This is a genomic window from Bartonella gabonensis, assembly GCF_903679515.1.
Classification (GTDB): Bacteria; Pseudomonadota; Alphaproteobacteria; order Rhizobiales; family Rhizobiaceae; genus Bartonella; species Bartonella gabonensis.
Genome location: NZ_CAHOYM010000025.1, coordinates 1 through 22,551, shown reverse-complemented (window position 1 = coordinate 22,551; position 22,551 = coordinate 1). Strand labels below are relative to the sequence as shown.

General features: G+C 37.2%; 16 protein-coding genes and 2 pseudogenes. 7 read left to right on the top strand and 11 right to left on the bottom strand.

Annotated elements, in window-relative coordinates; genetic code table 11:
- The first annotated feature begins 59 nt into the window (after positions 1-59).
- A complete protein-coding gene (locus HWX04_RS05775; RefSeq protein WP_175869236.1) occupies positions 60-1,463 on the top strand; it encodes a DEAD/DEAH box helicase in 1,404 nt (467 codons plus the stop codon).
- 60 nt (positions 1,464-1,523) lie between these two features.
- Here HWX04_RS05775 and gltX (HWX04_RS05770) read toward each other — a convergent pair whose 3' ends face one another.
- The 7 genes from gltX (HWX04_RS05770) to HWX04_RS05740 all read right to left on the bottom strand — a co-directional run bounded on the left by gltX (HWX04_RS05770) (position 1,524) and on the right by HWX04_RS05740 (position 11,647).
- Positions 1,524-2,897, bottom strand: coding sequence for a glutamate--tRNA ligase (gltX, locus tag HWX04_RS05770; protein ID WP_175869235.1), 1,374 nt, complete (start codon positions 2,895-2,897; stop codon positions 1,524-1,526).
- Between the two features lie 10 nt (positions 2,898-2,907).
- The gene (locus HWX04_RS05765) at positions 2,908-4,569 is read right to left on the bottom strand and encodes an NAD+ synthase (protein WP_175869234.1); all 1,662 of its coding nucleotides are present in this window, start codon (positions 4,567-4,569) and stop codon (positions 2,908-2,910) included.
- Between the two features lie 125 nt (positions 4,570-4,694).
- Positions 4,695-6,074, bottom strand: coding sequence for a class II 3-deoxy-7-phosphoheptulonate synthase (locus HWX04_RS05760; RefSeq protein WP_175869233.1), 1,380 nt, complete (start codon positions 6,072-6,074; stop codon positions 4,695-4,697).
- A 72-nt stretch (positions 6,075-6,146) separates the two neighbouring features.
- Positions 6,147-7,538: a glutathione-disulfide reductase gene (gene gor, locus HWX04_RS05755; protein ID WP_175869232.1), complete on the bottom strand. Its 1,392-nt coding sequence runs from the start codon at positions 7,536-7,538 to the stop codon at positions 6,147-6,149.
- Positions 7,539-7,742: 204 nt separating this feature from the next.
- Positions 7,743-8,300 (bottom strand): DUF2059 domain-containing protein, encoded by a 558-nt coding sequence (locus tag HWX04_RS05750; RefSeq protein WP_175869231.1) that lies wholly within the window; start codon positions 8,298-8,300, stop codon positions 7,743-7,745.
- Between the two features lie 95 nt (positions 8,301-8,395).
- Positions 8,396-9,100: a ribose-5-phosphate isomerase RpiA gene (gene rpiA / locus HWX04_RS05745; RefSeq protein ID WP_175869230.1), complete on the bottom strand. Its 705-nt coding sequence runs from the start codon at positions 9,098-9,100 to the stop codon at positions 8,396-8,398.
- A gap of 270 nt (positions 9,101-9,370) precedes the next feature.
- Complete coding sequence (locus HWX04_RS05740) at positions 9,371-11,647, bottom strand: ComEC/Rec2 family competence protein (RefSeq protein ID WP_175869229.1); 2,277 nt, start codon at positions 11,645-11,647, stop codon at positions 9,371-9,373.
- Between the two features lie 110 nt (positions 11,648-11,757).
- Between HWX04_RS05740 and gltX (HWX04_RS05735) the strand changes: the two genes are divergently transcribed.
- Positions 11,758-13,188 (top strand): glutamate--tRNA ligase, encoded by a 1,431-nt coding sequence (gene gltX / locus HWX04_RS05735; protein WP_175869228.1) that lies wholly within the window; start codon positions 11,758-11,760, stop codon positions 13,186-13,188.
- Between the two features lie 280 nt (positions 13,189-13,468).
- Positions 13,469-14,764 (top strand): citrate synthase, encoded by a 1,296-nt coding sequence (gene gltA, locus HWX04_RS05730; RefSeq protein WP_175869227.1) that lies wholly within the window; start codon positions 13,469-13,471, stop codon positions 14,762-14,764.
- A gap of 345 nt (positions 14,765-15,109) precedes the next feature.
- On the opposite strand, the gene HWX04_RS05725 is transcribed toward gltA, so the two are convergent.
- From HWX04_RS05725 to HWX04_RS05710, 4 genes and pseudogenes are all read right to left on the bottom strand, one after another.
- Positions 15,110-15,580, bottom strand: a complete 471-nt coding sequence (locus tag HWX04_RS05725) for an SMI1/KNR4 family protein (RefSeq protein ID WP_175869226.1) — start codon at positions 15,578-15,580, stop codon at positions 15,110-15,112.
- A gap of 270 nt (positions 15,581-15,850) precedes the next feature.
- Positions 15,851-16,042, bottom strand: coding sequence for a hypothetical protein (locus HWX04_RS08635; RefSeq protein ID WP_500676365.1), 192 nt, complete (start codon positions 16,040-16,042; stop codon positions 15,851-15,853).
- Between the two features lie 186 nt (positions 16,043-16,228).
- Positions 16,229-16,713: pseudogene (locus HWX04_RS05715) on the bottom strand (DUF6990 domain-containing protein); the annotation flags it as partial.
- Between the two features lie 894 nt (positions 16,714-17,607).
- Positions 17,608-18,984 (bottom strand): amino acid permease, encoded by a 1,377-nt coding sequence (locus tag HWX04_RS05710; protein ID WP_175869225.1) that lies wholly within the window; start codon positions 18,982-18,984, stop codon positions 17,608-17,610.
- A 611-nt stretch (positions 18,985-19,595) separates the two neighbouring features.
- On the opposite strand from HWX04_RS05710, the pseudogene HWX04_RS05705 reads away from it, so the two are divergent.
- The 4 genes and pseudogenes from HWX04_RS05705 to HWX04_RS05690 all read left to right on the top strand — a co-directional run.
- Positions 19,596-20,639, top strand: a pseudogene (locus HWX04_RS05705) (tyrosine-type recombinase/integrase); the annotation flags it as partial.
- Positions 20,640-20,849: 210 nt separating this feature from the next.
- Entirely contained in the window at positions 20,850-21,050 is a 201-nt protein-coding gene (locus tag HWX04_RS05700) for a helix-turn-helix transcriptional regulator (protein WP_005773386.1), read from the top strand.
- A gap of 101 nt (positions 21,051-21,151) precedes the next feature.
- Positions 21,152-22,033, top strand: coding sequence for a DUF7146 domain-containing protein (locus HWX04_RS05695; protein WP_175869224.1), 882 nt, complete (start codon positions 21,152-21,154; stop codon positions 22,031-22,033).
- Positions 22,030-22,551, top strand: a 522-nt coding sequence (locus HWX04_RS05690) for a DUF3987 domain-containing protein (protein ID WP_175869223.1), incomplete at its 3' end; no start/stop codon positions are given. The genes HWX04_RS05695 and HWX04_RS05690, both read left to right, overlap by 4 nt.

Here is a 22,551-nt window from a genome sequence, read left to right as displayed (position 1 = left end):
ATTAGTTGTGCTTATCATTGAGGTAGCAAAGTTAAAAGCACAGAGCAATTGATAAAAAAATGATACCATCTTTGAATAGTTTTGATGATTTAGGTCTTTCCGCAAAAGTTGTTAATGCAGTAAAATCGGCGGGATATACAGTTCCAACACCTATTCAAAGTGAAACAATCCCTCATGTCCTTCAAAGAAAAGACGTTCTAGGAATTGCTCAAACAGGAACGGGTAAGACCGCCTCTTTCGTATTGCCTATGCTCACTCTCCTTGAAAAAGGTCGTGCAAGAGCACGAATGCCCCGTACGCTCATCTTAGAACCAACACGCGAGATCGCAGCTCAAGTTGAAGAAAATTTCGACAAATACGGAATAAATCATCGTTTAAATGTTGCTCTTTTGATTGGTGGAGTTTCTTTTGAACAACAAGATCGTAAACTTGAACGAGGAGCAGATGTTCTTATCGCAACACCAGGGCGTCTTCTTGATCATTTCAAGCGTGGTAAATTACTCCTAATGGGCGTTGAAATCCTTGTTATTGATGAAGCAGATCGCATGTTGGATATGGGCTTTATTCCTGATATTGAACGTATCTGTAAACTAACCCCTTTCACGCGTCAAACTTTGTTTTTCTCTGCAACAATGGCGCCAGAAATTACAAAACTAACGAAACAATTTTTACATTCTCCTGTATCTGTTGAAGTTACAAAAGCTTCCTCAACAGCGACCACAATTACACAAAGGCTTGTCAAATCTGGAAATAAATCATGGGATAAAAGAGCGGTTTTACGAGAGCTTATCCAAAATGAAGGTTCTAAACTTCAAAATGCTATTATTTTCTGTAATCGAAAGAGAGATATCTCTGAACTTTTTAAATCGCTCATTAAACATAACTTTAATGTAGGAGCACTTCATGGAGATATGGACCAATATTCACGCATGAATACCCTAGCCGATTTTAAAAATAATAAACTTACGCTTCTGGTTGCTTCTGATGTTGCGGCCCGTGGACTCGATATCCCAGCGGTAAGTCATGTGTTTAATTATGATGTTCCTACACATGCAGAAGACTACATCCATCGAATTGGTCGTACAGGGCGAGCAAATCGTCGTGGAAAAGCTTTTACAATCGTCACAAAAGCTGATCAAAAATATATCAACGCCATCGAAAAAATAAGCAATGAAAAAATTGAATGGCTCAATGGAGATCTCTCGACTTTAATAACCGATGATCAAACAGAAGATATTGTTGTAAAGAAAAAATCTTCACAATCATCAAAGAAACTTGCTCCCAAAGAACCTATTGCTCATCCTAAAAAAACTGTAAAAGAGGATAAAATAGATTATATCAAAAACGTGAAGAGTAAAGAAAATCCATCCGATCAACAACACTCACGAAAAAATAAGAGTTACGCGCCCCTTGGATTTGGTGATGATATTCCTGCATTTATGCTCATAAAAACGCGTAGATAGACCCTTACTTCACTCTCTGTAAGCGTAAAATAAATAAGAAATGCTTTTAAAAAGTTGCTCTTATTTTTTAGAGAGTCTTTCTATAACCTTTTCGCGCCCTAAAAGCTGCAAAAGCTTTCCCATTTCAGGTCCATGCTCCATACCCGTAAGTGCTTGACGTAACGGCATAAATAAAGACTTTCCTTTCCGTTCCGTTTTTTCTTTTAATGCTGTTGTCCAAACTTTCCAACTTTCGTCCTTCAATACACCTTCAGGTAAGAAATTGAGTGACTGCTGCACGAATGAACGGTCCTCTAGTGGCACGGTATCAAAACTCTTTTCATCATGAATGATTTTCCACCACAAGACAGCATCATTGACTTTATCAATATTGCTTCTTATCGCATTCCAGAAATATTCCGCCTTTTCTCCTTCAATAGAAAGATTTTGAAGACGCATTCTAACGTCCTCATAATTTAGTTCATGAACAAGATGACTATTCAAAGTACAAAGATCAGCAATATCAAATCTTGCAACCGATTTTGATGTATCTTGTAAATTAAAATGTTCTAAAAGCGCTGCTTGATCATGATAAGGATGCACATTTTGTGATGTCCCAATTAAAACAGCAAGACACTGAACAGCTATGGATTCAAAACCTTCTTCCCGTAAAGAACGAATAGAAAGATCATTATTACGTTTTGAAAATCCTTTTCCTAAAACTGTCGCTAATAAATTGAAATGACCAAAAACCGGTAATTCTGCACCCAGAGCTTTAAAAAGAGCAATCTGAGCACCTGTATTTGTAACATGATCATCGCCACGAATAATATGTGTAATGGCCATATCAACATCATCCACAACAGACGGTAATGTATAAAGATAGGTTCCATCTTCACGAATAAGAACAGGATCTGAAAGAGATGCCAAATCAATCGTCTGCTTTCCTTTTATAGCATCATTCCAGAAAACTTCTGTTCGCTTTGTTTGCAAAGGAGTATTTTCAAAATTAGGAAGAAGAAAACGCCAATGGGGTTTACGACCGTGTGATTCAAAGTTTTTTTTCTCTTCTGCTGTTAACTTTAATGCTGCACGATCATAAATGGGAGGCATTTTTCGTGAAAGCTGGATTTTGCGACGCCGCTCTAATTCTTCCGCTGTCTCATAACAGGGATAAAGCAGACCACGTTGTTTGAGAATTTCTGCCATTTCATCATATCGATGAAATCGCTTAGATTGGTAATAAATTGCATCTGGTTGAATACCAAGCCATTCAAGGTCAACAGCAATAGCATCGATATATTCCTGTTTAGAACGCTCAATATCTGTATCATCATAGCGCAAAATAAACTCTCCCTTATGCGCCCGTGCATAAAGCCAATTGAAAAGTGCACTACGGATATTGCCAATATGAATATAACCTGTTGGAGAGGGAGCAAAACGAACTTTAACCATAAAAGAATACTCAATTTTTATCGCGAAAATGATTGACAATAGGATAACGACGATCGCGCCCGAAATTCTTGTAACTGATTTTTACACCGGGTGCAGATTGTCGCCTCTTATATTCAGCACTATAAAGAAGCTGTTCAATTTTCTCAACAGTTTCCCGTACATGCCCACGTTGAACAATATCACAAATACTCATGTCATTTTCTACAAGAGATTGCAAAATATCATCTAAAATAGGATAAGGGGGTAGAGAATCTTCATCTTTTTGATTTTCTCGCAGCTCTGCAGAAGGCGCTTTTTCTATAATATTGGGTGGAATGACAATTCCTTCTGGTCCCTTTAAATGATGCAAATAATTTTTATTGCGCCACTCAGCTAATGCATAGACTTGCATTTTATAAATATCTTTAAGTGGATTAAATCCACCATTCATATCACCATACAATGTTGCATATCCCACAGCCATTTCTGACTTATTGCCTGTCGTTACCACCATTGAGCCAAATTTATTTGAAAGAGCCATTAAAAGTGTACCGCGTATACGACTTTGAAGATTTTCTTCTGTCACATCAGAGGGTAATCCTAAAAAAAGAGGCGATACTATATTCAAAAAAGCCTCAACAGCTTGTTCAATCGGTATAATTTCATAGTGACAGCCCAAAAGATCAGCACATTCTTTAGCATCGTTCAATGATTCTTGCGAAGTATAATGATAAGGCATCATAATGGTGCGAACCCTCTCAGAACCAAGAGCATCCACCGCCATTGCTGTACACAGGGAAGAATCAATTCCTCCTGAAAGACCAAGAATAACATCCTTAAAGCCGTTTTTATTAACGTAATCTTTCAAACCTAAAACACAAGCTTGATAATCGGCCGCTAATCCATTGAGAAGATTTTCATTAGGGCCTGAAACACAGTGCCATCCTGACGTCTTTTGTTGCCAATGGCTCACAGAAATATGACTTTCAAAATGTTTCATTTGAAATACCTCTTTACCTTGTCCATTCAAGGCAAAAGATCCCCCATCAAAAACGAGCTCATCTTGACCACCAACTTGATTAGCATAGATAATCGGCACTCCAGATTGAAGTGCATGTGCACGAACAACTTCTATCCGCTTTTGTGTTTTATTACGATAATAGGGAGATCCATTAAGGACCAGAATCATCTCAGCCCCTTTATTGCCAAGTTCTACACACAAAGAGGAATCATTCCAAATATCTTCACAAATCACTATTCCCAATTTTATTCCATGATAATTAATTGGCTCAGGACGTGGCCCTGGAGAAAATAGACGCTTTTCATCAAACTCAGCATAATTAGGTAAATCAAACTTTAAGCTTTCGGCAATAACTCGCCCTTCATCAATAACCATGACATCGTTGTAAATATTTCCATTACGTCTTAATGGAAGACCAATGATAATTCCTGGTCCGCCTACGGTTATTTTTGCTAATTTTTTAACAGACTCTTCACATGTTTTTGTAAAAATAGGTTTTAGAACAAGATCTTCCGGTGGATAAGCACTTATAAAAAGCTCCGTGAATAAAACAAGGTCAGCCCCCTCTTCTTTAGCCTTTTGATGCGCCATGACGGCTAGAGAAAAATTACCCTGAATATCACCGACAATAGGATTTAATTGGGCAACGGCTACCCGAAAGTTATTTTTCATAAGTCTTTGTATCACTTCATCTGTTTGTAAACACAACTTTACTCTTCATCATCGGAAATATTACTTTTTAAAAATTCTTTTCTGCCATAATGATCTAAGATAAAAAATATCAGAAAAATTTTTGCCTACCCACCAGCAGCAAGTACTAACGGGCTAGTTGCACGATTTTTTTTAAGGAGTTCAGCAACAAGAAAAGCTAATTCTAATGCTTGATCTGCATTTAATCGTGGATCACATTGCGTATGATAACGATTAGATAAATCATTTACAGAAATAGCATGCGCCCCACCCGTACATTCAGTTACATCGCGACCTGTCATCTCAATATGAATGCCTCCTGGATAAGTTCCCTCTCCACGATGCACTGCAAAAAAATTCTCTACTTCTTTTAAAACATAATCAAAGGGACGTGTCTTATAACCATTGGCAGTAATTGTATTGCCATGCATTGGATCACATGACCATATAACCTCACGCTTCTCGCGTTCAACGGCACGAATGAGTTTAGGTAGATAACTTTCAACCTTATCATAACCAAAGCGCGTAATAAGAGTAAGCCGCCCCAGTTCATTTTCAGGATTTAAAATATCAATTAATTTTAAAAGCTCATCAGGCTCAATGGAAGGACCACACTTTAAGCCTATAGGATTTTTAATGCCGCGACAATATTCAACGTGAGCATGGTCAATCTGACGTGTGCGATCACCAATCCATAACATATGGCCGGATGTTGCATACCAATTTCCTGAAGTTGAATCAATCCGAGTCAAAGCCTCTTCATAAGCAAGCAAAAGCGCTTCATGACTGGTATAAAAAGATGTTTCTCGCAATGAAGAATGCGTTTTGGATGTAATCCCTATAGAACGCATAAAATCAATTGCTTCAGAAATACGCTCTGCCAATAATTCATAACGTTCCCCCTGTGGACTGTTAGAAACGAAACTCAACATCCACGTGTGAACATTTTCTAAACTCGCATAACCACCTTGTGAAAAAGCACGTAACAGATTAAGTGTTGCTGCAGATTGGCGATAAGCCATAGACATCCGATGCGGATCCGGAATACGAGAATCGGCACAAAATTCAATGCCATTAATAATATCCCCACGATAAGAAGGAAATTCAACGCCTTCTTTGCTTTCTATATCAGAAGAGCGGGGCTTTGCGAATTGACCAGCAATACGCCCAATTTTAACAACAGGTTTAGAACTACCAAAGGTTAAAACAATCGCCATTTGCAAAAATACACGAAAAAAATCACGGATATTATCAGCTTCATGTTCTGCAAAGCTTTCAGCACAATCACCACCTTGCAATAAAAAAGCCCGTCCCGTTGCAACAGCTGCTAATTTATTTTTTAAATCACGTGCTTCACCGGCAAAAACCAAAGGAGGATATCTTCTCAGCTTTCGTTCGACATCTTCTAACATAGACTTATCTGGATAAGTCGGAACTTGTTTAATTGGCTTTTTTCTCCAAGAGTCAGGCGCCCATTCTTTTATCATTACACTCCCTCTAAAAAATTAAGCTTCCAGCTTAGCATATCAAAAACCTTTTACCACACTATGGGGTGTTGTTTAATTTTCTACTTTCTTCCCATTTTCATATATATAACTTGGTTTATACATTGTTACCAATTCTTCTGCCATCGTTGGATGTACCGCCATCGTCTCATCAAAAATATCCTTCGTCAGCTTACCCTTGAGAGATATCCCTATAAGCTGTGCTATCTCACCAGCGTTTTCTCCTAAAATATGGGCACCCACAACAATACGGCTTTCACCATCAACAATGAGCTTGATAAGCATTTTCTCTGAACTACCGGAAAGAATATTACGCATAGGACGAAAAACTGTACGATAAATTTCAAGACGCTTATAACGCTGTATCGCCGCTTCTTCTGAAAGACCTACCGTTCCAATCTCAGGCTGTGAAAAAACGGCCGTTGTAATTAAATCATAATTAGGTTTTGTGGGAATATTCTCAAATGCTGTCTTTACGAAACACATTGCATCATGTATCGCAACAGGTGTTAATTGAATATGACCCGTTACATCCCCTACAGCCCAAATATGGGGGATATTTGTGGTCATTTTCTCATCAACAATAACAGCACCAAACGCATTAACTTCTATACCTGCCCTCTCAAGTCCTAAACCAGCGGTATTAGGCATACGCCCCGTAGCGAACATCACTTGATCAGTGTTGATCGTTTGCCCATTTGATAAAAAAACTTTATAACAATTTTCTGCATCCTGCACTTTAGAAATGGTTACGTCATAGAGAATAGAGATCCCTTTTTCAATCATTGCATCGTTGAGCAATTGGCGCAAATCACGATCAAAATCACGGAGAATTAAATCACCTCGATGAAGGAGTGTTGTTTTTACACCTAGCTCATGAAAAATATTAGCAAATTCAACACCAATATACCCTCCTCCAACAATGACTATTGATTTCGGGAGTTCATCAAGATCAAAAATCTCATTAGAAGTCAGGCAAAAATTAGCGCCTTCTATGGCCGTATTTGGTGCAACTTTTGCCCCCGTTGCAATCAAAATTTTTTCCGCAGTCACCCGCTCACCCGTAGCAGAAAGTTCTAATGTGTGCGCATCAATAAAAGTAGCACGACTTTCATAAATATGCACATTGTTATTTTCTAACCCCTGACGATATAGCCCTTCTAACCTTGATATTTCTTTATTTTTAGCCTCAACCAACTTTTTCCAGCTAAACACTGGATCTGCATATTTCCACCCAAAACCAACGCTTTTCTTAAATTCTTTGGCATATTGTGAAGCATAAAAATAAAGCTTTTTGGGAACACAACCACGAATAACACAAGTTCCCCCTATACGATATTCTTCTGCTATAGAGACACGCTTACCAAGACCTCCAGCAAGGCGCGCGGCACGCACCCCACCAGAACCACTTCCAATAACAAATAAATCAAAATCAAAAGAGCCCACAAACTATTCCTTCTCATATATTTGCAACGATAGGCTAAAGTTATTTATTATCAAATAAAAGTCTTTTTTCTTTTAACGGAGTATTTTTCTTATAAAGCAATAGTCTAAAAGTACAGACTCTTCATTGAAATATTAAAAACGGCGAAAAAACCGCCGCTCTTTAAAAATTAGAAATTGCCGATTGCTGTCATGATATCAATCAAGTTATTTTTTATTTTCTGAAGCTTTTGATTTTGCAGGAATTGTAGAATTATTCAAATTAAGCGTTTCAGACATTTCTTTTTTCACATTTTCTACAAGATCCTGCATAAAAGCAGAACGCCATACATCAAATGCAGAATAGGAATCACGTGCAATATTAGGAACTTCTGTCAAAAACTTTTTACCGGTATCAGAATTATAAAATGCTGTGATTGCATCAAGATCTTTTTGGGTAAAATATTTTGCATACACATGAGCAATCTCTTTTTCTAGATCAGAGCGCCTTTTAATTAAAGCAAGCGCCTGCTTATCAACGATATCAGAAATAGCTGTTGCCAAATTTGGATCATCACTGATCAGTTCATTTTTGAAATCAAGGACTGCATTTGGTAAAAAACTATCAAATTGATCCGTTGCATGAATGGCCCTAATCGCCTTTCGGGCAGAATCTAAATGTTGATCACTCACACCTTGTGCATGAACCATTCCAATATTCACAAAAAAAATGGCAATTGCACCAAAATATACGAAAAAACGCTGAAAAGAAAATATTACTCTCATTTAATGATTACCCCAATCGCTAATTATAATTTAAATTCGTTATTCTACCCAAATCTTTCTTATTGTGCTAACATATCACCATGTAAATGTCTTTTCTAAAAATCAAATCGTTCTAAAATTTTTGTTTGACCATCAGCCATAGCCACAATTGCACGTGAAGCCAACCCCAAAAAAAGACCATGCTCAACAACGCCAGGAATGGCAAGAAGCGCATCCGATAATAATTTAGGCTGTAAAATGCATTCCCAAAATGCATCAAGAATAAAATGACCACCATCTGTTTTAAAAGGATTTTTTCCATTCATTCGCAATGCAATTTCTCCAGAAAGTCCCAAATCATCAGCGACTTTCTCAATGGCCCTGCGTGTTGTATGGATACCAAATGGATTCACTTCAATCGGTAGCGCAAAAGCACCAAGTCTTTTGACTATCTTTGTTTCATCAGCAATGACAAGCATTGTACGAGATGCCGATGCGATAATTTTTTCATACAACAATGCTCCCCCTCCCCCTTTAATGAGCATCATCTGGGGACCAATTTCATCTGCTCCGTCAATATCAAGATCCAATTCAGGGATTTGTTCTAAAGTGCTAACTGGCACTCCAAACTTATGACAGAGCTGTTCAGAATATCGTGAAGTAGCAACACCAGTCACACGCAAACCGTCCGCAACACGCTCACCAAGAAGACGAATAAACTCATTAACAGTCGAACCAGATCCGATACCAAGCCGCATATCATCTTCAATAAATTCAAGCGCTTTAACAGCTGCCATTTTTTTTAACTGCTGAACATCCATAAATGACTTTACCTTTTATTCGCAAACAACACCTATCACCACTCTTACCAGCAATAACAATGATAATATAAAGGCAGCCTCTTGACTCAACCTATCTAAACGTATCCGCCACTTTTTCTTCGGAAAGATTTTACTCGTTATAGAAATATATGATAAGAATAAAATAGAATAATCAACAATTATCTTTTTTATTTCTTTGAGAAAATTTATAGGTATTTTCCTTATTCACAATGAAATTGATAAACTGATCAGTTTAAAAAACGCAAAAAATCATATGTTTTTTTGTGAATGCTGTCTGTGCATACTCCATGGTCTATAAAACCCTAACGAAGACCAAATAATATCCCCACCTTTAGTCATCATAACGCTTCCTCTTGAGAACAATTGCTGAGGAGTAAATATTATTTTTGCCTTCTTGTGACATATTGGATTGTGCATTACAAATGTCTGAATGAGGATATCCGCCTCTATACAGTGATCTATTTCTCCACGTAAAATGACAACTTTTAGTCCATTCTCTAATAAGGATTCACATATATGACGGTCACAAATAAATTGTCCGTGAAACGAAGGACCATACTTTGTTGGTTTAATCGTTTCATTCAAACGAAATGACTTTTTCCATATGGATGTCGTGAACTTAGAATAGTGGTAACGATCAATATATAATTTTTTATCATGGATAACCCCCACAAGACGCATATTATCTGCTATAATCAATTGTACCGGTGAATGCATTATACAAATAGAAATACCAGCCAAGATAAAAAGACTAAAAAAAAGCCTGATAGGTGTTCTGCAAAAAGTCAGTCCAACTAAGCCTATACTCAATAAAACCAATGCAGACAACGGCATAAAACCAGGATTTAAATCAGGAGAAATAGCCTTGATAGCGTGTGCAATCTTTATCACAAGATCAACACCAAACCCCATAATTTGAAGAGGAAGCCATTCGAATCCTCCTAACATTGCAAGAACTGCGATTAATCCAAAAGGGATAACCAAAATTGAGATGATAGGCAAAGCAAAAGCATTACTGATAATGCTCAAAGATGCCGTATTAGAAAAATGATAAGCAGCATAAATTCCACTTGCACTCCCAGCTACAAACGAAGACGCACATGTTGAAAATATTGACAAAAAAGCAAAATTTATCACTTTTCCTCCAACATAAGAGGGGATTGTCTTTCTTTTACGAAAAAATGACCTTCTGCTCCACCAATCAAAAAAAGCAATCAAAGCAGCTGTCGCAGAAAAGGACATTTGAAAGCTAGGGCCTAATATTTCATGGGGTCTAATCGCTAGAGTTATCAACCCCGCAATAGAAAAATTACGCATTGTTACAGCAGAGCGATTACACAATATAGCAACCAACATAACAGCAATCATCACAAAACTTCTTTGTGCTGATATTGCTAAGCCGGACAAGAGCAAATAAAAAGCTGTTATTATAAATGCAACGATAGCAGCCAATTTTTTACTGGAATAATAGGAAGAAAAAACTGGAAAAAATGCTAAAAAACTACGGATACTCAAAAGAACTAGGCCGCTCAACAGAGCCATATGTAAACCTGATATTGATAAAATGTGGGCTAATCCAGCCGTACGTAATGCTTCGTTTATCTCATTTGAAATACCAGCTCGCTGTCCTGTTATAAGAGCCGCCGCAACACTTCCCTTTTCTCCTTCAAGGGCTAGACGGATTCTTTGTGTCATCTTTATGCGTAAATTTTCAATTTTCTGTAGAACAATAGCGAATATTCCATTAGGCTGCGAAACGGATATTTTTCTTGGTTTTCCTAAATAAACACCTTGAGCCCCAATCCCTTTAAAATAATTATGAAAACTAAAATCGTATCCTCCTGGACGCACTGCCCCAGAAAATGCACGAATCTTAACTTTTCCATACAGTCCATCACCAATTGCTAATCCAGATGGCAAATATCTTGCCGATAAACGAATACGATGAAGACGATGGCGTAATATGGGCTTTTCTGTACTCAAAACATCCAAAACTAAACGAAATCCCCCTTTGGTGACTGACTCAATAGAAATAATTCTTCCCGTCAATGTAGTGACAATGTCATTGCTTAACATTGGTGTTGCAATACGCCACGTTTCTATTTTTGCCGCCAAAGCTCCCAATACGATACAAAATAAAAATCCCGTAGGAATCCATATTTTTCGATAAAAACGTGCAATATAGAATACTCCCAGAAAAATGCTGACCAATGCCCCCAATTGTCTCCAACTTGGCTCCTGTTCTAAATGAAAATAAAAAATGATTCCGAGAGAAAAAAAGGCTAAAATCAGCGAAAAAAGAATACCAAAAGAAACTTCTTTATCGATACAATCCGCTAACCATTTTCTAACAAAAATGATTGCTTTTTTTAAGAGCCTTAATAAAAAAAGTTTTTGTTGGTTATAACTGCCATTCTTTGCATCATCACACCTAGAAAAAACACCCTGCCCTATTTGACAAGGCTTTTTTCTTTCTATAACAGTTTTTGCGGATAAATCCTCTTTAACTTTACTTTGATTAAACATCCCCCCCCCACTTTAACTCGCAATGCGGCTATTGCACACCCCGTCACCTATGCTAACATAACCTTTCCATAAAGTTCCATAAGTAATACTCAATTTAAAGGAAAATATTCGTGTCTGTTATTACTCGTTTTGCCCCCTCTCCCACAGGATTCCTGCATATTGGTGGTGCTCGCACTGCTCTTTTTAATTGGCTTTATGCAAAACATACCGGTGGAAAAATGCTTCTACGCATTGAAGATACAGACAGAGAACGCTCAACAGAAGCAGCTGTAAAAGCCATTATAGATGGCTTATACTGGATGGGGCTTAGTTATGATGGTTCTCCTATTTCGCAATTCGAACGTGCAGAACGTCACCGCCAAATCGCTGAACAGTTGGTCAAGAACGGCAAAGCATATTATTGTTATGCCTCACCTGAAGAGTTAGCTGAAATGCGTGAAAAAGCCCGTGCAGAAGGACGTCCACCACGTTATGATGGACGTTGGCGTAACCGTGATCATTCTGAAGCTCCTCAAGGTGTTAAGCCTGTTATTCGCATCAAAGCCCCTGAAAATGGAGAAACAATTGTACATGATCGTGTTCAAGGTGATGTTCGTTTTCCTAATAAAGATCTAGATGACTTTATTATTTTGCGTTCTGATGGTTCGCCTACCTATATGCATGCTGTTGTCGTTGATGATCATGATATGGGTGTTACACATATCATACGAGGTGATGATCACCTGACCAATGCAGCCCGACAAACGATTATCTTTAAAGCGATGGGATGGGATGTACCTGTTATGGCCCATATTCCTCTTATCCATGGTGAAAACGGTGCAAAATTATCAAAGCGGCATGGTGCGCTCGGTGTTGATGCTTATCGAACAATGGGATACCTTCCTGCTGCTTTGCGCAATTATCTTGTCCGTTTAGGGTGGAGCCATGGTGATGACGAACTCATGTCCCTTCAAGATATGATTTCTTGGTTTGATATTGAAGATATTAACAAAGGTGCTGCTCGTTTTGATCTCAAAAAGCTCGATTCCATCAATGGACATTATATGCGCATGAGCAATGATCAAGAACTTTTTGATGCCGCTCTTGAGATTCTACCAGAAATTAATGGGGGGGCACAAATCATTGAAAGACTTGATGAACAACGCCGTATTCAATTTTTCAAAGCAATCCCACATTTAAAAGAACGTTCAAAAACACTGTGCGAACTGATTGACAATGCCTCCTTCATTTTTACGAAACGCCCATTACAGCTTAACGAAAAAGCACAAATGCTTTTAGATAAAAGTGGACGAACTATTTTAAACGATCTTTATCTTGCCTTAAAAGCTTGCTCCTCTTGGGATGCAAAATCCCTCGATGAAACTCTTCGTTTTTATATCCAAACACAGAATCTCAAATTTGGATCTATCGCCCAACCACTTCGTGCAGCTCTTACAGGATGTACCACATCGCCAGGTGTTTTGGATGTTCTTATTTTATTGGGACGCGATGAATCTCTTCATCGCATCAATGACCAGCTTCTCACAACAATAGATTCATAATGTATATTGAGTATAACGCCTCAAACGAATATCTATGGAGATACCTTAACGCAATCTAATAGAGTTTTTTTATCTTAATATCATTGAAATACAGTTTTTATTGAGTAATAATGATCAACAAGGAAATATTTTTAGTTTGCATGTCCTCATTTTTAGAGGCAATCTGCCCTCACTATAAGTAAGAAAAATCAGTAAGAAAAGCTTCAGTTATTATATATCTCGAACTCTAATGAAGCAGAGTATTAATTTTTAGAAGAGAAGGATCTGAAAGGAATACCGAATGTCTGAGAATAACGCACATATTATTGTGAATGATAAAAAAGTAGAGCTACCCCTGCGTAAAGGCACGAGTGGACCTGAGGTCATCGAAATTGCTTCTCTCTACAAAAAAACCAATATTTTTACTTATGATCCTGGTTTTACTTCAACAGCTTCTTGTGAATCAAAAATTACTTATATTGATGGCAATAAAGGGATATTGCTTTATCGTGGATATCCTATCGACCAACTAGCTGAAAAGGGAGACTTCCTCGAAACGTGTTACCTTCTCCTTTATGGGGAACTCCCAACACAGCAAGAAAAAAACGATTTTGATCAATGTATCATGCAGCATACCATGGTCCACGAACAATTTGCACGCTTCTTCCACGGCTTTCGTCGTGACTCGCATCCCATGGCCGTCATGGTTGCCTGCCTTGGCGCTATGTCTGCGTTCTATCATGACTCTATTGATATTACAGATCCTCACCAGAGAATGATCGCTTCTGTTCGTCTTATCTCAAAAGTTCCGACACTTGCTGCTATGGCCTATAAATATAGTATTGGACAAACATTTGTTTATCCACGCAATGACCTTAGTTATGCTGCAAATTTCCTCCGTATGTGTTTTGCTGTTCCTTGTGAAGAATATAAAACAAACCCTGTCCTTACGCGAGCAATGGATCAAATCTTTATCCTTCATGCAGATCATGAACAAAATGCTTCTACATCTACGGTACGTCTTGCTGGCTCCTCGGGTGCTAATCCTTTTGCCTGTATTGCAGCAGGTGTTGCATGTCTTTGGGGACCAGCACATGGCGGTGCCAATGAAGCATGTCTAAAAATGCTACAGGAAATAGGTTCCATTAAAAGAATTCCTGAATTTATTGCACGTGCAAAAGATAAAAATGATCCTTTCCGCCTTATGGGCTTTGGTCACCGTGTCTATAAAAATTATGACCCACGTGCAAAAATTATGCAAAAAACCTGTCATGAGGTTTTAAAAGAACTCAATATTCAGGATGATCCGCTTCTTGATATTGCAATAGAACTTGAAAAAATTGCCTTAAGTGATGAATATTTTATTGAGAAAAAACTTTATCCCAATGTTGATTTCTATTCCGGTATTACATTAAAAGCTCTAGGCTTTCCAACCGAAATGTTTACTGTTCTTTTTGCATTAGCACGCAGTGTCGGGTGGGTGGCACAGTGGAAAGAAATGATTGAAGATCCTGCACAAAAAATTGGTCGTCCTCGACAACTCTATACAGGCCATGCTCTGCGTGACTATGTTTCTATAGATAAACGTGTAAATTAAAGAAGTAAATCAATCAATAAAGCTTCAGTTTACTGAAGCTTTATTGTAAATGATTTTAAAAAAATCCTTTAAAATTTTTTATAAATTCTGATTTTAAATTTCTTTCTACAGAGATAGCAGCATCATAAAAGTTTATAAAAAACTCTAAATTTTGGCTCTGTAAATAAATTGAGAATATTCTTTTGTAAATGAGACAAGCGTAAAGGAAATTGAGAATTTTTACCTTATAATTCTCCTTTTTTAACTTAGGTAACCTATTCTTTCTTCTTCTCCAAAACAAAATTTGACAATATCATCATTATACTTATCAACTAGTTGTATAACATCAGCTAAGGTATAGGATTGTCATGAATCCTCCCCTGCATAATCTTTAATTCTTTTGCATAAAAACTCATAAAAACTATTTGCGTAATACTGAGGATCGCTAGATGGAAACTTAAGATAGAGCGGACACTCCCCATCCTGAAACTGAGTATAATCAAAGTAAAAGGTTTCACCAAAATCAGTTGTGCTGATCACAAGCTGTTTGGGATTCGTAAAGCCGTCTCTTCTATCGAGCAAATTGCGGTAAACAATATCACCAGCAGGAATACCAGCACAGATTTCATAAATACTGAATATTTCCTCACCTCCTATTTCCCCTCCTCCATAATTTTTTAAAAAACTCTTATAGGAAGTGGTAAATTGTAAATCCAGAGTGTTCTCAGCTGTTTTAATCCATACATCATCAGGGGCATTTTCTTGAGTACCAAAATTAATAACATGACTATGCATATCAACTAATTGTGCAACATCAGTTAAAGTATAAGTTTTCATAAATTTTTCTCCATAAAACACAGCGTGTTTTTACTCATAATGAGTGTTTCTACTGATCAATCTTTTTCTACTATAGCCAATAGAATTGGGATGACATTGATAAGATCATAAAGGATATTTTCTTGATGGAGTTTTTTTCATCTGTGTCTATAAAATCATCTCACATTTACAATATATGATGTAACTAAAGGAGATGATCATTAAAGTTTAGAGGATACCTTTTAGGAACATTACTCCAATATTTGCCAATAATTACTTTATCTTTTTTTCCTACTTAGGAATTTTTTTTGAAATCCAACAAATAACTTTGCTGATAAAATTTGTCTTTGGATTCTCAGGAGCAACCAAACCCCTGCCTTGATAAAATGAATAGAGAACTTCAACGATAGGACCTTCTTGTGTCATAGGATGTAACATAATCGGTCTACAATCGACTCCAATAGGATTTCTTCCTGTTTTCATACTTTCCACATTTGTACCTGTTACTATCTGTCCTTTTTCTTTCCAAGAAGAAACTGTTTCAGGCTCAAACAGCCATCTTCCTGATAAACTTTTGTACCTTTAAATTCCACAGGCTCATCTGTCCCTATACTTTTTTTCTTTATCCATTTCATGGATTCATAATCCCCTCGATTTTTTTCAAAATAATCACGTATTCTTTGTTCTAAATAAGCTTAATAAACTCTTCTTACAAGAGCGAGGTTGTCCCTCGCTAGAAAGCTCTGAGTGATTGGAAAAATCCTTTGTTATATGGGCAATCAAAGCGTAGCTCGCTTACTTCACCTTTGATACTTCCTTGGATAATGCTACTGCGCGCTCAAGATGAAGCTGTTGGATGCTTTCGCCAAAACCTAAATGTTCCCCTGCCGCAAAGCTTTTTTGATAAGATTGTAAGGTCTCAACATCACCTAATAAAGCAAGGGCTCCAAGATAAAGATTTCTAAACCTTTAGCCTCAAAATTAAGCTGTATATCTGGAATATCTTCCATGTGTGTAGGATCAATGAATTTGCAAGCAGCGGAAAGAATACCCGTGCTAATCAAAAAGGCGCTATCAAATTGCGGACAATCTTTAGCAATTTCATCGTTATAAAGAATGTCTACTTCACGATCAGCCAATTGATAGCTTGCCATAATGACCCCCAAAACTCCCCCCCAAGTGGGACAAAGGAATCATAGAGATGTGTAGATGATATATAGCGATATTGTCCACTATGATCTATATAGTGGCAAGCTACAGAAATCTCTTCGTTAGAGATCTCAGTTTCAAAACGAACATTGTAATTATTACGAAAACGTACAAAAATAAAATAAAACTGAATAAAAAGGGCTGGCAAAGAGAGCCCTATTTTCCAGAATTCATTAACAAACCACCCTCGAATTTTGAGGTGGCAGTTTAGTGCTGTAATATTCATTAAATGTTTTTTTGACTTTTTACGTAGCAAAATGTCATCCAATTCACCATTTTTAGAGGCTTTTGCAAAAACAATAATACAATGCCCCCAATAACTCTGTTATCTGCTAATTTCTACCAACGCAAATCCTCTTTGAAAAAATGATAATAGAAATAAAAAAATTCTCCTCTTTACCCAATAATAAACGCAATACCCTTTAAAGGACGTAGAAGACTTCAGCTCTTATTTACAAGGAAATGCATAAAAACTCCAGATTCGCTTCTAAAAAGTTAGCGATTTCTTAAATAACAAAATTTAAAAACTAAATTTTTAAAAAGCTTAGAAAAAGATATTTCCTTATAGGCTTTTATCTCATAAAAACTATTCGTAATGTTAGGCATTTTAATATAAAATCATTTTAACATGAAATGCTTATTGAGAGCATAACTCACCATCAAAAAATACCTGATATTTATATGACGGAGTTGTTAGCATAAGCAATGGCTCACAAAAAATTCCAAAGAAAAATGATAACAAGCGGATTGTTTTCAATCTAGATTGCTCCAATCTTTGTAGGATAACGATTAAATCTCCACTCTCCTGAAGACATCAGCTAGTTTAGTTTAATCTTTATTTATCGCAGTTTCTTTTGCTTAAAATTATAAAGTTTAAGAGCATAGAAACAAATAACAAGCCAAGCAATCCAACTAACACCGACAATTAAAACTGGTCGCGTCTCATCAAAGTACCATAAGAGAATAAAAATAAAAACCATAAATAAAATAGAAAAAATTGATCCTATTGGCCAAAATGGAATGGGAAAGCTTAAACCATTCTGTTCTTCTTTAGGCATCTTAATTCGCATAAAAATTTGCGAAAGAAGAATCATAATCCAAACAAAAACTGTCGCAAATGTTGCCATTGCTGCAATAAGAAAAAAAAGCTTTTCATGATAAAAATAATTAAGGACAGCTCCAAAAAGAAAAATAGCGAAGATCATTAAAATAACAAAAACTGGTATACCGTTTTTTGATAAATATTGAAACTTCTTTAAAGCATAACCTTCCTGCGATAAACCATGAATCATACGACAAGCACCATACATTCCACTATTCATTGCTGAAATAGCCGCTGTAACAACAACGATATTTAAAATATTTGCAGCATATGAAATCCCAAGATTTTCAAAAATGGATACAAAAGGACTATCCATAAGACCAATCTCATTCCAAGGATAAAGAGACATTAAAATAGCTAACGTCATAATGTAAAAAAGCAAAATACGAACTGGAGTAGAATTAATTGCCTTTGAAATCGTTTGATGAGGGTTTTGAACTTCCATGACAGCCATACCAATGATTTCTATGCCACCAAAAGCAAAAACAACAACACTAAAACAAGCTAAAAAACCAAACCAACCATTGGGGAAAAGACCACCATTTTTCCATAAATTATGAATAGTAACAGCGGAGGAATCTGCACTTTCACCCCACCCCAAAAAAATAATTGCTATTCCTAAAATAATCATCGCAATAATCGCGATAACTTTAATAGAAGACAGCCAAAACTCTAGTTCACCATAAACTTCTACAGCTGCTAAATTAATACCCGTGATGATTAATGTAATACTCAGTGCCCATACCCAAGGAGCAACATCAGGATACCAAAACCCCATATAAGTCGCAAAAGCTGTAATATCAGCTAAACCAACAAGAATCATCTCAAATACATATGTCCATCCCGTTAAAAAACCCGCTAATGGCGATATATAATTTGCTGCATAACGAGCAAAAGAACCAGGCAATGGATTATGAAGTATCATCTCTCCTAAAGCCCGCATAACCATAAAAATAGCTAAGCCAGCAATACAATAGGCAATCAAAACACTGGGACCCGCAAGCTTAATTGCCTGGGCTGATCCATAAAAAAGACCTGTTCCAATAGCTGAGCCAAGAGCTAAAAAAATAACTTGGCGCTTACTCATCCCTCGTTTTAGTTCATTTATTGCCATTGCTTTCCTTCTTTATTGAAATGTTGACAAAAATTCTCACCACAAGAACAGCTTTATGATAAGTAAAGCCTCATGTTTCTTTTTCGACGATATATTAAGCATTGATGGCCATCCAGATGTTCTATCTCAGCAATGAAAAATACTTTGATTGCCAATGATCAGCTTTTGTAGCCTATCGTTTTGTATCATTTTATTGAAATTAGGTGATAATAAAATTTTTTATAATTGTCACTTAATTCATTTTTATGTTTTCTATTTTTCTGCTAAAAATATCAGATTGAATGCAGGATGATAGAATATTTCTATTCATAAAGATAATTTACTGTTTTATATACTGAGTTTAGCCCTTAATATCATAAAACTCTCTCTTTTCCAAACCTGTTTACATTAAAGTAATCAAAACTTTTCGTTTACACATCATAAGTGATGATTTCTGTATAGATAAAAGCATTTGAAGAAAGGAATAAAAATGCCTCTTAATAAACTGTCTCAAATTCAAAGGACTATCATCATTTTTAGAAATGGATTGTCTGATAGTGTCGCCTTATTCTTCATAACATCACAATAGTAATAGGCTATTAATTTTATACTTTTCACAGGAATTTTTAGGTTATACCATTCACGGTCGGCGTCGTGAAATGGGCTTGGGTGCTTTGAGAGATGTCTCTTTAAAACAAGCCCGTGAATTGGCAAATGGGTGGCGCTCTGTTCTTCGTGAAGGTCGTGACCCCATTAAAGAACGCGATAAACAAAAGCGTGAAGCAATAAGCAATCTCCATTATTTAAAAGATATCGCGTTGGATGCTTTTGAAAGCCGTAAAGCTGAATTAAAAGGGGATGGTAAGAATGGACATTGGTTTTTACCTTTAAAACTCCATATTTTACCAAAATTAGGCTGTTTGCCGGTTTCTGAGATTACACAAACAGAGATACGCAACACACTTGCCCCTATTTGGCATACAAAAGCTACAACAGCAGARAAAGCACTTATMCGYCTYAATATRTGTCTCAAACATGCGGCKGCCTTAGGTTTGGATGTTGATTTACAAGCAACAGAAAAAGCACGGGCTCTCTTAGGCAAACAACGTTGTAAAAAACAAAATATACCTGCCATGGATTGGAGAGATGTGCCGGCTTTTTATAAAATACTTTGTCAAAAAACAACCCTAACACAACTGGCTTTGCGTCTGCTTATCCTTACAGGCGTTCGTACAAACCCTATACGCCATATTCATAAAGATCAAGTTGATGGAGATATATGGACAATTCCTCCTGACAATATGAAAGGAAAGCGTGATACAACAAAAGAATTTCGCGTGCCTCTATCATCTGAAGCATTAGAAATTTTAAAACAAGCGCGTTTGCTTTCTCGTAATGATTTCTTTTTTTCTGCTAGAGGTCGGGGTCCCCTTGCTGCTAAGTGTATGGCTACGTATATGAGAGATAATAAAATTGATGCCTGCCCGCATGGATTTCGTTCTAGTTTACGCGATTGGCTCGCTGAAACAACCGATGCCCCCTATGAAGTTGCTGAAACCATTTTAAGTCATACGGTTGGGGGTAAAGTAGAACGTGCCTATCGTCGTACTGATTATTTAGAACAGCGCCGTGTTTATATGGATAAATGGGCGGCATATGTTACGGGTCAATCTTAAGATATGGGGTGCATAACCCCATTATCTGTGGATAACTTTATCTCTCTCTTCTCTCATTCTTTCTCAATTAAACTCATAAATTATCACATGAGAAAATGTATAATAAAATACTGTTTTCTATGAATAAAATACCTTCAAAAATRAACCAAAATGTGCTTAATAAATAGGCATGATTTGTTCTCATTTTTTTAYWTTTGAAAGGATTTTACGATGATAGAAAATGATGTTCTTTTAACAGACCGTGAAAGTGCAAAACTACTTCATATGAGTGTCTCAACTTTCCGCCGTCATGTTACCAATGGCTCTTTACCAAAACCTTTAAAATTTGGTTTTTTATCCCGTTGGTTACAATCGGATCTTTTGAATGTTATCGAACAAGCAAAACAGCAACGTCAAAGTGATGCGGCATAAAAAAAACCTTGTCACATAAGGATGGACAAGGCTTTTCATTTTCACACGAAGTTAATGGATAGCAGAATCCGTCCTATGATGCAATATTATAGGATTAAAAAATGTCTTCTTATATCAATGCTCGGGGCATTACACGTGCCTTGCGTGGGGTTTGGTATGGGCGTTATGGACTTGCCCGTTGTCCTGCTCATGATGATCAATTGCCTAGTTTATCCCTTGCCAATGGGCATGATGGGCGTCTTTTACTCACTTGTCATGCTGGCTGCTCTTTTAGAGAGATCATACAAGCGCTCACAAGAATTGGCTTGCTGGGTAAGCAAGCTTATAATCACACGCTTTCTTTCTCAAAACAGTTTTGTGCTGATCTTAAAAGAGCAAAACAGAAAGCAGAAAGAGCACAAAAGATTTGGCAACAAAGCCAACCGATTAAAAACACTTTAGCAGAAACCTATTTACGCATGCGGGGGATCACATGTGAATTGCCTACTGATTTACGCTTTCACGATAAATGTCCACACCCCTTAGGAATGACACTGCCCGCATTGGTAGCTCTTGTTAAGGGGGCTAGCTCTTTTGCCATTCATAGGACCTTTTTAAAAGCCAATGGCTGCAAAACAGATCAGAAACCAACAAAAGCCATGTTGGGGTCTGTCATGGGCGGTGCTGTGCATTTAAGTCAAGGCAATCCAAAACATCTGGTTATTTGTGAAGGCATTGAAACGGGGCTGTCTCTGCTGTCTGGTTTGTTATCAGAGCCCGTGAATGTATGGGCGTCCCTTTCCACCAGTGGCATGATGCGTGTAAATTTACCCCCGATAAAAGGGCGTCTGACAATCGCAATGGACGGTGATGATGCGGGTCGTAAAGCAGGTTTTACCCTCGCTGCGCGTGCTTATAGAAAAGGCTTTGAGGTCTTTATCATGCAAGCTCCAAAAGGAATGGACTTTAATAACGTATTACTTTCTCAAAAGAGGGAACTATGAAAGAGTGTAATTTACAAAACAACAATGAAAATACCCCCGTCAATGATAACGATAATACTTGTTTAAAAGCCATTCCTTATGAACAAGCTTTGCAACAAAACGGTTGGAGGGAATTACAGCCTATTGATACGACTCTTTTACCCGTCGAACCTTTTAATCCATTACAGCTCCCAATGCCATTCATGGACTATATTTATGACGTTTCAGAGCGACAACAAGCCCCTCTTGATTTTATTGCTGTCTCTGCTCTGTGTGGTTTGGCGGCTGTCATTGGAAATGGCGTGCGGGTTGCTCCAAAACAACATGATGATTGGACAATTGTTCCTAATCTCTGGGGGGCTCTTATTGGTCAATCGTCAACATATAAAACACCAGCCATGAAAGCCGCTTTAGCCCCTATCACGCGCCTTCAAAAGGAATGGTATAAAGAGTGGTTAAAGCAGAAAGAAAGGCAAGAAATTGAAGAGAGATTAGAAAGTTTAGACAAAAGAGAAAGAGAAAAAGAAAGACAAGCCAAT

Coding starts and splice junctions, on each gene's coding strand:
- HWX04_RS05765 (WP_175869234.1), bottom strand. CDS start 4,569: ATGAAAAATAACTTTCGGGTAGCCGTTGCCCAATTAAATCCTATTGTC.
- HWX04_RS05695 (WP_175869224.1), top strand. CDS start 21,152: ATGTCTTCTTATATCAATGCTCGGGGCATTACACGTGCCTTGCGTGGG.
- gltX (WP_175869235.1), bottom strand. CDS start 2,897: ATGGTTAAAGTTCGTTTTGCTCCCTCTCCAACAGGTTATATTCATATT.
- HWX04_RS05775 (WP_175869236.1), top strand. CDS start 60: ATGATACCATCTTTGAATAGTTTTGATGATTTAGGTCTTTCCGCAAAA.
- HWX04_RS05750 (WP_175869231.1), bottom strand. CDS start 8,300: ATGAGAGTAATATTTTCTTTTCAGCGTTTTTTCGTATATTTTGGTGCA.
- HWX04_RS05740 (WP_175869229.1), bottom strand. CDS start 11,647: ATGTTTAATCAAAGTAAAGTTAAAGAGGATTTATCCGCAAAAACTGTT.
- HWX04_RS05700 (WP_005773386.1), top strand. CDS start 20,850: ATGATAGAAAATGATGTTCTTTTAACAGACCGTGAAAGTGCAAAACTA.
- HWX04_RS08635 (WP_500676365.1), bottom strand. CDS start 16,042: ATGAAAACAGGAAGAAATCCTATTGGAGTCGATTGTAGACCGATTATG.
- HWX04_RS05760 (WP_175869233.1), bottom strand. CDS start 6,074: ATGATAAAAGAATGGGCGCCTGACTCTTGGAGAAAAAAGCCAATTAAA.
- rpiA (WP_175869230.1), bottom strand. CDS start 9,100: ATGGATGTTCAGCAGTTAAAAAAAATGGCAGCTGTTAAAGCGCTTGAA.
- HWX04_RS05710 (WP_175869225.1), bottom strand. CDS start 18,984: ATGGCAATAAATGAACTAAAACGAGGGATGAGTAAGCGCCAAGTTATT.
- HWX04_RS05725 (WP_175869226.1), bottom strand. CDS start 15,580: ATGAAAACTTATACTTTAACTGATGTTGCACAATTAGTTGATATGCAT.
- gltA (WP_175869227.1), top strand. CDS start 13,469: ATGTCTGAGAATAACGCACATATTATTGTGAATGATAAAAAAGTAGAG.